The 12,844-nt window shown below is 65.3% G+C and carries 9 protein-coding genes; 3 read left to right on the top strand and 6 right to left on the bottom strand.

The window, feature by feature from the left end:
- Positions 1–152 precede the first annotated feature (152 nt).
- On the bottom strand, positions 153–785 hold the full coding sequence (locus V5279_RS42885; protein WP_338693051.1) for an HAD-IA family hydrolase: 633 nt from the start codon (positions 783–785) through the stop codon (positions 153–155).
- Between the two features lie 124 nt (positions 786–909).
- Here V5279_RS42885 and V5279_RS42880 point away from each other — a divergent pair, with 124 nt between their 5' ends.
- On the top strand, positions 910–1,671 hold the full coding sequence (locus V5279_RS42880) for a S1 family peptidase (protein WP_338693049.1): 762 nt from the start codon (positions 910–912) through the stop codon (positions 1,669–1,671).
- Between the two features lie 168 nt (positions 1,672–1,839).
- On the opposite strand, the gene V5279_RS42875 is transcribed toward V5279_RS42880, so the two are convergent.
- The 3 genes from V5279_RS42875 to V5279_RS42865 all read right to left on the bottom strand — a co-directional run bounded on the left by V5279_RS42875 (position 1,840) and on the right by V5279_RS42865 (position 7,228).
- Positions 1,840–4,062: an acetate--CoA ligase family protein gene (locus V5279_RS42875; RefSeq protein ID WP_338693047.1), complete on the bottom strand. Its 2,223-nt coding sequence runs from the start codon at positions 4,060–4,062 to the stop codon at positions 1,840–1,842.
- A gap of 169 nt (positions 4,063–4,231) precedes the next feature.
- Positions 4,232–4,822 carry a class GN sortase gene (locus V5279_RS42870; protein WP_338693045.1) on the bottom strand — a complete coding sequence of 197 codons (591 nt, stop codon included), beginning with the start codon at positions 4,820–4,822 and terminating at the stop codon, positions 4,232–4,234.
- Between the two features lie 189 nt (positions 4,823–5,011).
- A complete protein-coding gene (locus tag V5279_RS42865) occupies positions 5,012–7,228 on the bottom strand; it encodes a marine proteobacterial sortase target protein (protein WP_414645978.1) in 2,217 nt (738 codons plus the stop codon).
- A gap of 252 nt (positions 7,229–7,480) precedes the next feature.
- Here V5279_RS42865 and V5279_RS42860 point away from each other — a divergent pair, with 252 nt between their 5' ends.
- A complete protein-coding gene (locus tag V5279_RS42860) occupies positions 7,481–8,245 on the top strand; it encodes a helix-turn-helix transcriptional regulator (RefSeq protein ID WP_338693041.1) in 765 nt (254 codons plus the stop codon).
- A gap of 311 nt (positions 8,246–8,556) precedes the next feature.
- Here V5279_RS42860 and V5279_RS42855 read toward each other — a convergent pair whose 3' ends face one another.
- Together V5279_RS42855 and V5279_RS42850 are read right to left on the bottom strand one after the other, a co-directional pair.
- Positions 8,557–9,777 carry an ABC transporter substrate-binding protein gene (locus V5279_RS42855; RefSeq protein WP_338693039.1) on the bottom strand — a complete coding sequence of 407 codons (1,221 nt, stop codon included), beginning with the start codon at positions 9,775–9,777 and terminating at the stop codon, positions 8,557–8,559.
- 127 nt (positions 9,778–9,904) lie between these two features.
- Positions 9,905–11,446, bottom strand: coding sequence for a long-chain fatty acid--CoA ligase (locus tag V5279_RS42850; RefSeq protein ID WP_338693037.1), 1,542 nt, complete (start codon positions 11,444–11,446; stop codon positions 9,905–9,907).
- A 215-nt stretch (positions 11,447–11,661) separates the two neighbouring features.
- Here V5279_RS42850 and V5279_RS42845 point away from each other — a divergent pair, with 215 nt between their 5' ends.
- Positions 11,662–12,798, top strand: coding sequence for an acyl-CoA dehydrogenase family protein (locus V5279_RS42845; protein ID WP_338693035.1), 1,137 nt, complete (start codon positions 11,662–11,664; stop codon positions 12,796–12,798).
- Positions 12,799–12,844: the final 46 nt, after the last annotated feature.

Here is a 12,844-nt window from a genome sequence, read left to right as displayed (position 1 = left end):
TGGTTCCCGGGATATTTCCGCCGAGCGCAATACGCAGAAGCGTAGCCCGGACAAGGAAGGGATCACGGTGCGATTGATCGTGCCGTGACCCGTGGGGAGGCCGAGGATTAGAAGCTGTCGCCTGATTGCGAAGTGAATAGGGGGAAACCGCTTCACCTCAGCGTGAGGCCGGTCGCGGCTTCGAGCTCGGCGATTGCTTGCGCTGAATTCACGACCTTGATCGTGGTCATGCCCATCTCGCGCGCCGGCTTCAGGTTGACGCCGAGATCGTCGAGATAGACGCAGTTCTTCGGGTTCACCTGCAGCGTTTCCACCATCATCTGGTAAATGCGCGGGTCGGGCTTGCGCAAGCCGATCTTGGCGGACTCGATGATGTGATCGAACAGCGCCATCACCTCGGCGACGTAGAGCGAGCGCCCGCTGCGGCTGCCGATCGCATTCGCCGGCAGATTGTTGGTGATGCAGCCGGTCTTGAACTTCGCCTTGACGCGCTTCAGTGCCTCGACCATCTCGGGGCGCAGGTCGCCCGAGAGCAGCGGCAGCACGTCCTTGCCGCGCACCTCGGCGCCGAGTGCTTTCGATTCCGTGGCGAACAGATCGTCGAAGGCGTCGATATCGATCTCGGCGCGCTCGAACTTGGCCCAGGCGTTCTCGAGATGGTTGGCGGCGTTGGTGCGGCGGATGATGTCGATCGGCAGGCCGCGCTCGGTCTCATAGCGCGCGAATGCCTCGAACGGCGAGGTGGTCAAGACGCCGCCGAAATCCCAGATCACTGCCTCGATCATACTTTCCTGCCCAATGACGCGTTGCTTGAGCAGCGGCTAACACGGATCGGCGGCCGGGACCAGCCTGATCCGGTGCTTGATCCAGTGCTTGGCGGCCAGCGCGGAGCGGGCTATTGCTTCGCCGATGAAGACATATCGCTTGATCCTCACGGTTCTCGTGTCGCTGGTGTCGGCTCCCGCGTTCGCCATCGTCGGTGGCGGCGCGCCGTCGACCGACGGCGTGGCGCGCGCCGTGGTCACGATCGTCGGCTCGCGCGGCAATTTCTGCACCGGTGCGCTGATCGCGCCGAAAGTGGTGCTGACCGCGGCGCATTGCGTGCAGCCCGGCGCCGACTACAAGATCGTCGAGTATGGGCCGGACCGGCAGCCGAAGCTGCAGGACGTCAAGACAGTCGCGATCCATCCAGCCTTTCGGATGCAAGCGATGACCAATCATGTCGCGACCGCCGATGTCGCGCTGCTGCAACTCGCAGCGCCTGCTGCAGGCAAGGCGCCGGCCACGCTCGGCATGCCCAACATTCCGATCCAGGTCGGCGGCCGTTTCACCATCGCGGGCGTCGGCGTCAGCGTGCGCGGCGACGGCAAGAGCGGCGGCAGCATTCGTGTCGCCGGCCTGATCGCAAGCGGCAAGCCCGGCACGCTGCAGATCCGTCTCGTCGATCCGGTCGGGCAGGGCGCGCGCGACGGGCTCGGCGCATGCACCGGCGATTCCGGTGCGCCGGTGTTCGAGGACAAGCCAGGCGGGCCTGCAATCGTCGGCGTGGTGAGCTGGTCGACCGGGCCGAACGGCACCGCTGGCTGCGGCGGCATTACCGGCGTCACGCCGCTGACGCTCTACCGCGACTGGATGATGCAGACCGCGCGGCAATGGGGCGCGAGCTTTTAGCGCGGCTCCAGTCCCGTCATCCTGAGGTGCGCGCTCTTGCGCGCCTCGAAGGATGCACGGCCCCACTGTGGCCGATTCATCCTTCGAGGCTCGCCAAGCGGCGCAAGTGCGCCGCAAGGCTCGCACCTCAGGATGACGGGCCGAGAGAGTTGACGAGCCCAACTTCGCTTAATGCCCCGCCGCCTTGTTGGCGGCGGCGTTGTTCAGCACGATCAGGCCGTCGACGGCGACGCCGAGCTTGCTGTTGATCAGGAACGGATTGACGTCGATCGAGGCGATGCGGCCGTTGGCATCCGCCATCAGGTTGGAGAGCCCGACCAGCGCCTTCACCGCCGACGGCTCGTGCAGCGCGGGCTTGCCGCGATAGCCCTTCAGCTTGACGCCGGCCTTCGTCTTCGCGATCAGCTCCTTCGCCTCGGCGGCATCGAGCGGCGCGCCGGCCAGGGCTACGTCCTTCATCAGCTCGATATCGACGCCGCCGGTGCCGAACAGCACCACGGGACCCATCTCGGCGTCGAGCGAGGCGCCGACCACGAGCTCGAGGTCGGCCTTGACCTGCTGCGCGATCAGGATGCCCTCGAGCTTCGGCTTGCCCTTCAGCTTCTTCACCCGCGCGGTGATGTCGTTGAACGCCTTCTTCACCTCGGCCGCATTGGCGAGGTTCAGCACCACGCCGCCGATGTCGGACTTGTGCAGGATGTCGGGGCTGACCACCTTGGCGACCACCGGAAAGCCGATCGACTTGGCGATCTTCACCGCTTCGGCTGCGGTCTGCGCGACCTCTTCCTTGGAGATCGGAATGCCATAGGCCTTGAGCAGCTTCTTCGAGGCAACCTCGTCGAGCGCGGCGGCGCCGTTGGCCGCCTTCAGCGTCTTCTCCAGCACCGCGCGCGCGGACGGCTTCGAGCTCGACGCGATGTCGGGCACCGCCTTGCGCAGACCGGCATATTCGATCAACGACTTGATCGCGCCGACCGCGCGGTCGAGGCCCTGCATCACCGCGATATCGGGCAGCGACTTGCGCAGTCCCTTGGTGAATTCGGTGAAGCCGATCGACATCGCGCTGATATAGATCACCGGCTTGTTGGCGTGGCCCGCCATCTCGTTGACGATGCGCAGATTGCGTTCGCGCAGCTCATGCGGCGCCTTCGGCAGCTCGGCATCGATGATGACGATGTCGGTATCGGGGTCGTCGATCATGATCTCGATCGACTTCATGTAGACGGAGGGATCGACCACCGCGGCGAAGCCGGCGTCGAGCGGGTTGCCGACGATGCTGCCGGGCCCGAGCATCTTGGCCAGCTGCCCCGATGCGCTCTCACTCAGCGGCGCAAAATTCAGCCCGGCCGAATAGAACGCGTCGATCAGCAGGCCGCGCTTGCCGCCCGACAGCGACACCGCCGCGAGGCGGTTTCCCTTCGGCGGATCGGCGTGGACGAAGCACTCGGTGGTCTCGATCAGTTCATCCAGCCCGCGCACGCGGATCACGCCCTCGCGGGTCGAGATCGCATCGAATGTCTCGATCGAGCCGGCGAGCGCGCCGGTGTGCGCCATCGCGGCGGCGCGGCCGCCTTCGGAGGCGCCGAGCTTGAGCGCGATCACCGGCTTGCCGGCGGCGCGTGCCGCCTTGCAGGCGTCGCGGAACACTTTGGTGTTCCTGACGCCTTCGAGATAGACCACGATGATGCGGATGCTCGGATCGGCGGCGAAATAGCTCATGAGGTCCGGCGTCTCGAGCCCGGATTCGTTGCCGGTCGTGACCATGTAGCCGACACCGACACCGCGATCCTCCAGCGCCTGGCGGATCGCCATCACGATCGCGCCGGATTGGCCGGCGATCGCCACCGCGCCCTGCTCCATGGTGACGATGCGGTCGTCGATATTGGTGAACAGGTTCTCGCCGGCGCTGAGGTTGCCGAGGCAGTTCGGGCCGGTGACGGCAAGCCCGGTCTCCTTGATCGCCTGTTTCAGCTCGACCGCGAGCCGCTGGCTCTCCTCATCCTGCAGCTCGCTGAAGCCGGAGGTGACGATGGTCGCCGAGCGCGCGCCGGCGGCGGCCGCGTCGCGGATCACCTGCACGGCAAAGCGGGCCGGCACCAGCACCAGCACATGATCGGGCTTTTCGGGAAGGCTGGAAAAATCCTTGTAGCAGGTGACGCCCCAGATCGTTTCGCGCTTGGCGTTGATCGGAAACAGGCCGCCGGCATATCCGTATTTGATCAGATTGTTCCAGATCCGCTCGGCGTAGTTGCCGGGCTTGTCGGTGGCGCCGACCAGTACGATGTTGCGCGGATGCAGCATCGCGTGGATGCTCTTGACGATGTCGCTGGCGTCAGCGGGCGGCGCCCATTTGTGGGAGGTATGAGATGCGGCGCTTGCGAGAGCTTCCATGGAGCCTGCCCTTATCCTTGTTCTGCTTGTTTCCTTTGGCCCACGGTCGATCACCGCGAGGTCCGCGATTTTCATTGTTTTTATGGCTGATGGAAGGGGGTAGCAACTCACGCTGACGCAAGTCAGGGCGTCGCACGCGATATCCCGGCACACGCAAAATTCATGCTTGTCAGGAACCCGATTCGAGCGGGCTCGAATCCGGTCCAATCATGGTCGCATGCAACAGATAGCGCTCGGGGCCCGATGTCAGCGCGTCGAACGGCCAGCAGGTCGACAGCACCAGCTCATGGCGGTCGGTGAGCGGATCGATGCCGGATTGGTCGAAGCGGACCACCGCGCTGCGGTCGGCCCGATAGCGAAAAATCTTGCCGTCGCTCCGCGTCACGTCGATCTCGTCGCCGATTGCGACATCCCTCAGAAAGCGGAAATGGGTGTCGCGATGCGCGGAATAGACCGCAACGCCCGGCTCGCCGGCATCGACGGTCCGTTCGACATGGCCGGGACCGAACGCCAGCGCCTGGCCGCTGCTGCCGGCGAGCGCGATCGCGGAAGCGTGCAGGCGCTTCACCTCGATCCGGGCCACCGGCCAGGTATCGGCCCAGCTCCACGGCTTCACCTGATGGCCGGTCGCGATGCTCTGTGCGAAGGCGCGCTCCAGCAGCACCTGCGCGAGCAGCGCCTTGGCGTGGATATAGGCGCCCTGGCCGAACAGGATCAGGCCGATGAGGGCGAAGGCGAGCGGGAGAAGGAAGCGGCGCATTGTTGAGCCTTCCGTCATTCCGTGGCGCGAAGCGAACCCGGAATCTCGAGATTCCGGGTCTGGTCCTTCGGGCCATCCCGGAATGACACTCGAAAAAATTGGCGCGCGCGGCCCTTGGGGGACGGGTGGAAGGCCGCGCGCGCTCTTGAAGGAGGAGGTCCGGGGGGCACCTTCTCCTTTCATCCGACGTCATTGGGGCGACGTCTGACGCCGGTTGAACACCAGAAGCAGAAGGCTGACCGTGAGCAGGATCAAACCCGCGATCATCTTCAGCTCTGCATCGGTTGCAGTCTTCGGCAACTGGATCGTGCCGGGACCTTGCGTCGCGACCGGTGACCGCTTCAGCACAGCGAGCTGCACCTTGCCGTCGCGTGCTTCGGCGCGGCGTTCGGTCGGTGCAGCCGGCAGGCGCGGGCGCTCGCCGAACACCTTTGCGAAATCCCAACCGGCAGGCAGGTTGAGCGGCAGCTCGGAGAGCTTTAGCGGCTCGCCTTCGGGACGGCTCGGCGTCTTGTCGACCGCAACGAGGCTGGTCAGCCGGGTGACAAGCTGATGCTCCAGCGCCAGTGCAAGGATGGTCCTGTCGGCATCCTCCGGGCTCTCCTGGCGCGTGGTGCGCGCGACCTCGGCATCCGCAATCTTGCGGCGCGCCCACAGTTTTGACAGGCCCTTGCCTTCGGCGGCGCCGGCGAGCGGCAGCGTCACGCTCCACGGACGGTCGCCGATGCGGCCCTTGATCTCGACCGAGCCGGCGAGCTTGTCGAGCTTCGCGGCCAGCACCAGCGGCTCGTCGCGATAGACGTCGGGCAGCGCCGACGGCGTCAGGTCGGCGGTCGCGTCGGAGAATTTCGCGGCGAGGTTGGTCACCGCGGGATTCTCCAGCTTGGCGAACAGGTCGCGCATGCGCTCGTCGACCTGCTCGACCGAGCCGATATGGGTGAAGGTGCCGCGGCCGAGTTCGGCGGCGCGCGTCATCAGATAGGTGTTCGGCGCCGAGCCGATGCCGACCATGAACACCCGCGAGCGGCCGCGCAGCGCGCTGATGGTCTCGAACAATTGCTGCTCGTTGCCGATGGCGCCGTCGGTCAGGAACACGACCTGGCGGACATGGTTGGCGTCGTCATGGTTGGTGTCGGATAGCGCGGCGCGCATCGCCGGCACCATCTCGGTGCCGCCGCGAGCCTGCAGCGCGCTGACGAACGACGTCGCGTTGCCGATATTGGCGCTGTTGGCGGCGACCGGCGCAGGAAACAGCACGTCCATCGTGTCGTCGAAGCGGATCACGTTGAAGCGGTCGCTCGGCTGCAGGCGGCCGAGCGCATACAGCAGGCTGGCCTTGGCTTGGATCATCGAGGTGCCGCCCATCGAGCCGGAATTGTCGATCACGAAGATCACTTCGCGGGGCAGCTGCTTTTGTTGCGCCTGCTCGACCGAGGGCGGGGTGACGAAGGCCAGCAGATAGTCGGAATTGCCGACATGCTCGCGGAACAGCCCGACCGACGGCGCTTTCTCGGCGGCCGGCTTCCAGGTCAGTTCGAAATCGCGGTCAGCCGGCACCGGGCCTTCGGCGAGCTTGACGATGCGCGATGTGCTGTCGGGGTTCTCGATCTTGACCTGATGGAAGTGGCTCTTGACGTCGCCGAGCGGGAAGCCGGCGTTGAGGTGCACGGTGATGTTGGTCGGATTGACCGGCGCGTTCTCGGCGGGATCGAGCACCTCGCGCGCGATGCGATCGCGGTCCGGCACGGGATCGGTGGTGGCGCCCCAGCCGCTGCCGTCGGCGCGGAGGTCGACGCTCTGCACCACCGGACGCGGATTGTAGCGCGGGCCGACCACCATCGGCACCCGCAGCGAGAATTCGTTGCCGTTCTGCTGCACCGGCTCCTGATATTCGATCTGCACCAGCACGGTTTCGCCGGGGCCGATATTGGCGACCGAATTGGTGAAGATATTCGGCCGCTCCTGCTCGGTGAGCGCGGCCTTCTGGCCATTCTGTTTGGCCTGCTCGTAGATCGCGCGGGCCTGCTGCCGCTCCTTGATGTCGCCGACCACGATGCGGTCGCCGACCACCATCTTCAGCGTGTCCACCGCGCCGCCCGCCGGCAGCGGATAGACATAGGTCGCTTCCACCCAGTCCTTGGTCGGGTTGCGGAAGATCTGGGTGACGCGGGCGCGGACGGTCGGGCCCGACACCGTGAGGTCGACATCGATGCCGAGCCTGGTTGCATCGGCATAGCCGTCGTCGGTCTTGAACAGCAGCGAGCCGGATCGTGCATCGCCCGGCCGCAGCACCGCCTGTTGCGGCAGCTCGGCCGACCACACCGGATCGAAACTCACCAACAGCGCCGCAAAGCCGATCACCAGCGCGGCCACACCTTCCACCAGAAAGAACAGCACAATGCGCATCCGGCGCGACAGGCGGATCTGCGGGCTGCTCTCACATGCATCGTAAATCGTCATTTTCGTCACTCCCGAGCGAGGCTTTCGCTGCCTCGCGATCATGGAGAACGGCGGTTTTGGCGCGAGCAGAATGATCGGCAATGATTGGCCGCGGTCCGGCGCGGCCCGCCGGCGGCCGAGGCGGGTTTGTGCGGTTTTGTGATGGATTGTCCGGTCTGCTAGACTGCCCAGACTCATGGGAATCGGGCAGGAATCACGATGCCGACGCCAGACAAGCAGCTTTCCGCCGAGCAGAGCCAGCAGGTTGCGGAGACCATTCGGGAGGAAATCGCGCGCCGCCGCATCTCGCGGCAGATGCTGGCCGAGCAGGCGAAGCTCAGCCTGTCGACGCTGGAGAAGGTGCTCGGCGGTCGCCGCCCGTTCACGCTGGCGACCACCGTACGGCTGGAGCAGGCGCTCGGCGTGTCCTTGCGCAAGCTGCCGGAGGCGATCAGCGTGGTCGCGCCTGCCAATGGCGGGATCGCGCCCGACAGCCTCGGATCCTATTCCCGCCGCTCGGTGGCGCGGATCGAGGGGACCTACATCACGGTGCGTCCGTCGTTCGGCGAGAAGGGCGCGATCTACGCCTACCGCACCGAGATCGCTTGGGACGAGGCGGCATCATCGCTCGGCTTTCGCGAGGGCGAGCGGCAGGATACCGACTACACCCAGTATGGCGAGGTGGCGGTGCCCAACGAATCCGGCTTCGTCTATCTCGTGACCAACCGGCACGGCCAGCACCGCGTGATCACGGTCTCGCGTCCGCGTAATTCCGGCGAGATGTACGGCATCATCACGACCTTGCTCGCCGGCCGCGGCTCGCTGCTGACGCCGGTCGCCGCGCCGATCGCGTTCCTGCCGGTGAAGAACGTGCCCAAGCCGAGCGTCGGGCGGGTGTCGTCCGATGACGCCAACTTTGCCCTCTATCGCGAGCATCTGCGCCGCACGATCGATGAGCCGTTTGCGATCTTCCTGCCGGGATAGTCGCACCAAGGCCACGCGGCCTCGGGCGCGCGGACGCGACCACGCCGGCGATTAATGCTCGCAACTAACCAACCCACGGATGCCAATCCCGTCATCCTGAGGTGCGAGCTCTTGCGAGCCTCGAAGGATGCACGGCCACCGGCGGGGCCGTCGACCCTTCGAGACGCCGCTTCGCGGCTCCTCAGGGTGACGGTGAGATAGGGGCGCGCATCGCCCTGCCGGATTTCATCCAGCCTATCACTCCGCAAGAACAACGAAGCCGCCCGAATGGGCGGCTTCGCGATAAAAGTTCACTCGTCGAGCGGACTCGACTAGCCGCCGGTCTCCGCGCTGATGATGTCGCCGAACAGCTCCCACTGCCCGTTCTTGAACTGCATCATCTTGAGCTGCTCGACCGGGGCGAAGTCGGTCGCGCTGGTGTTGATCCGGATGCCGGGGATCAGGGTGTCGGGCGTGAAGTCCCTCAGGCTCGCGGCCTGCTTCATCACGTTCTCGCGCGTCAGGTTGTCGCCGGCCTGCTTCAGCACCTGCGCCATGGTCTGCGCCGCGGCGTAGCCATAGACCAGATTGGCGTCGGACAGGTTGGCGCCCGGCATGTACTTCTCGGCGAAGGCCATGAACTTCTTCATGCCCTCATCGTTCTTCCACTGCGGATCGGAGGCGTCCTTGAGGTAGCCGGCCGACAGCACGCCTTCCGAGGCTTCCAGCCCGGCGGGCTTCATCACCGCGCCGATCGAGATCGAGACGTCGGTCATCACGTGCATCGGCTTCCAGTTGAGCTCGGCGATCTTCTTGATCGCCTGCGCGGCGAACTTCGGCGTCGAGATGTTGACGAACACGTCGGCGCCGGTGTCTTTCAGCTTGACGATGTGGGAATCGATCGACGGCTCGGTGGTCTCGTAGCTCTCCTCGGCGACGATCTTGGCGGACGACTTGTCGAGGACCTCCTTCAGGCCGATCAGGTAGTCCTTGCCGAAATCGTCATTGGCGTAGAAGATCGCGACCTTGGCGTCCGGCTTGGCTTTCAGGATGTACTTGCCGAAGATCCGCGCCTCGACGCGATAGCTCGGCTGGAAGCCCATCGTCCACGGAAAATCCTTCGGATCGTTCCACTTGCTGGCGCCGGTGGCGAGGAAGAGCTGCGGCACCTTCTTGGCGTTGTGATACTTCTGCACCGCGGTCTGGGTCGGCGTGCCCAGCGCGTTGAACACCAGGAACACCTCGTCGCTCTCGATCAGCTTGCGGATCTGCTCCACCGTCTTGGGCGGCGAGTAGCCGTCGTCATAGGAGATCCAGTTGATCTTGCGGCCGTTGATGCCGCCCTGATCGTTGATCATCTTGAAATAGGCTTCTTCGGTTTTACCGATGACGCCGTAGGCGGAGGCGGGACCGCTATAGGCCTCGACATTGCCGATCTTGATCTCGGTGTCGGAGGCGCCGGTGTCATACTTCTTTTGTGCAAAGGCGGCCTGGGTGGAGAGCAGGCAGAGCGCCGTGGCGGCGGCCAGCAGCGACAGTTTTGTTGTTTTCATAAAGACAATTTCCTCGATTGATTTTGATTGGGGACTTACGCAACGAACCCGCAGCCGGTCCCGGCAGACGGCTATGGGGCAATTGTTGTCGCGGCGAAACCAGAAACGCGTCACGCGCGTCTTGAGATCACGCCGCGGTATCGGTTGGCTTCGGCTGGCTGAATTGCTGCCGGAGCGTCGGCTTATGAATTTTGCCTGTCGCGTTCCGCGGCAGGGCATCGATGAATTCGATCAGGCGCGGGCACTTGAACCGCGCCAGATTGGCCTGGCAATGCGCGTGGATCTCGGCCGGCGTCAGCGAGTGGCCTGGTTTCACGGCAATGATCGCCATCCCGACCTCGCCCCATTGCTCGCTCGGGATGCCGATCACAGCGGCCTCGGCCACGGCCGCCAATTGGTGCAGCACGCTCTCGACCTCGGCCGGATAGACGTTCTCGCCGCCGGAGATGTACATGTCCTTCCAGCGATCGACGATGTAGTAGAAGCCCTCCTCGTCGATCCGCGTGGCGTCGCCGGTGTGCAGCCAGCCGTCGGTGAAGGAGGCGGCATTGGCGTCCGGCCGGTTCCAGTAGCCCGGCGTGATGTTCGGGCCCTTGACCCAGAGTTCGCCGAGCTCGCCGACCGCGGCATCGCTACCGTCGGGCCGCACGATCCGCACTTCCGTGTGCAGCACCGGCTTGCCGGACGAGCCCGCCTTGCGCGCGGCATCCTCGCGGTCGAGCACCATCACCGCCGGCGAGGTCTCGGTCATGCCGTAGCCCTGCTGCAGCGCGACGCCGCGCGCCTCCCAGGTCTTGAGCAGCGGCACAGGCATCGGCGCGCCGCCGACGCCGCCGATGACGAGGCGGCTGAAGTCCGCGGTCGCGAAGGCCGGATGCTGCGCCATGAACTGGTAGATCGCGGGCACACCGAAGAACACGTTGACGCCCTGCGCCGGGTCAGAGATCAGCTTCAGCGCCTCGCCGGGTTCGAACGCGCGCATGATCAGTACCGTGCCGCCGGCATGCAGCACCGGGTTGGTGTAGCAATTCAACCCGCCGGTGTGGAACAGCGGCAGCACCGTCAGCAGTACGGACGCCGGCGAGATATAGGCGGGGCCGCCGAGATTGACGCAATTCCAGAACGTCATCCCATGCGTGATGATCGCGCCCTTGGGCTGGCCCGTGGTGCCCGAGGTGTACATGATGGTCGAGATGTCATCGAGCATGACCTCCTCGAACCGCTCGAGCGGTTTGGCCGCCGCGATGCCGGCCTCATAGGCGCCGCCGGGGCCGAGCCTCACGGTCGCTGCGACATTGCAGAGTTTCGCGACCTCAAGCGCGGTCTCGGCGAGATCGTCGTCATGGATCATCACCTTGGGCGACGCGTCGCCGGTGATGTAGCGCAGCTCGGGAACGGTGAGGCGGGTGTTGAGCGGCAGGAAGATCGCGCCGATCCGGAAGCAGGCGAACTGCACCTCCAGCGTTTCGGTGGTGTTCAGCGCCAGCACCGCGACGCGGTCGCCGCCGGCGACCTTGAGGGCGTCGCGCAGATAGCCCGCGAGCCACGACACGCGGGCGTCGAGCTCCGCATAGCTGAAGCGGCGATTGCTTGCGAGATCGACAAGCGCCATCTTGTCCGGCGTACGCCGGCGATGATGCGCGATCCAGTCGTAGTAACGAACTGGCAAATTTCCCTCCTCCGGAACGGCAGTCTTGCGCCGCCTGTTCCTGGCTCAATTGATGCCATGAATTGGCAGTGGAGGGGGCGTATTGGGATACTGTCTTGCGTTTACTGGCTGGCTTGTGCCGGGATGGAAAGCCGGTCCAGCGGACAGCCACTCGACGCAAGTGAACAGGGAAGAATCCGGACATCGTCGGAGGCGAGAATCAACGGAGCAAGCGGATGACAAACCCGTTCTACACCAGCGAGCATGAGGCCTTTCGCGAGGTGATGCGGCGCTTTGTTGCCAGGGAAATCGAGCCTTATGCCCATCAATGGGACGAGGAGGGCGAGTTTCCGCGCGAGCTCTACGCCAAGGCATCCGAGATCGGGCTGCTCGGCCTCGGTTTCCCGGAAGAATATGGCGGGATCGCCGCCGACCAGTTCATGAAGATCGTGGCCTCGCAAGAGCTGGCGCGGGCCGGCGCCGGCGGCGTTAGTTCAAGCCTGATGAGCCACACCATCGGCTCGCCGCCGATCGCCCGCGCCGCACGGCCGGAGGTGAAGGCGCGGGTGCTGCCGGAGGTGCTCGCCGGCAAGAAAATTTCCGCGCTCGCGATCACCGAGCCGAGCGGCGGCTCCGACGTCGCCAACCTCCGCACCAAGGCGCGGCGCGACGGCGACCATTACGTCGTCTCTGGCGAGAAGACCTTCATCACCTCGGGCATGCGCGCCGACTATCTGACGGTGGCGGTGCGCACCGGTGGCGAAGGCCCCGGCGGCGTCAGCCTGCTCCTGATCGAGGGCAATACGCCGGGCCTGTCCCGCACCAGGCTGAAGAAGATGGGCTGGTGGGCGTCGGACACCGCGACGCTGCATTTCGACGAATGCCGCGTGCCGGTCGAGAATTTGATCGGCGAGGAGGGCCAGGGCTTCAAGATCATCATGCAGAACTTCAACAGCGAGCGCATGGGCATGGCGGCGAGCTGCACCGCCTATGCGCGGGTCTGCCTCGACGAGGCGATCGCCTATGCCAAGGAGCGCAAGACCTTCGGCAAGCCGATCGCCCAGCACCAGGTGATCAGGCACAAGATCGTCGACATGGCGCAGAAGGTCGCGGCCTCGCAGGCGATGCTGGAAATGCTGGCGTGGCGGCTCGGCCAGGGCGAAAGCCCGGTCGCCGAGATCTGCATGATGAAGAACCAGGCGACGCAGACCATGGCGCATTGCGCGTCTGAGGCGGTGCAGATCTTCGGCGGCGCCGGCTTCATGCGCGGCATCAAGGTCGAGCGCATCTACCGCGAGGTCAAGGTCAACGCCATCGGCGGCGGCACGGAGGAGATCATGAAGGATCTGGCGAGCCGGCAGATGGGGTTGTGAGTGACATGCCGTCGTTCCGGGGCGCGCGCAGCGCGAACCCGGAACC

This window comes from Bradyrhizobium sp. 26S5 (assembly GCF_036923295.1).
Lineage (GTDB): Bacteria > Pseudomonadota > Alphaproteobacteria > Rhizobiales > Xanthobacteraceae > Bradyrhizobium > Bradyrhizobium septentrionale.
This window is presented reverse-complemented; position numbering and strand designations above follow the sequence as displayed.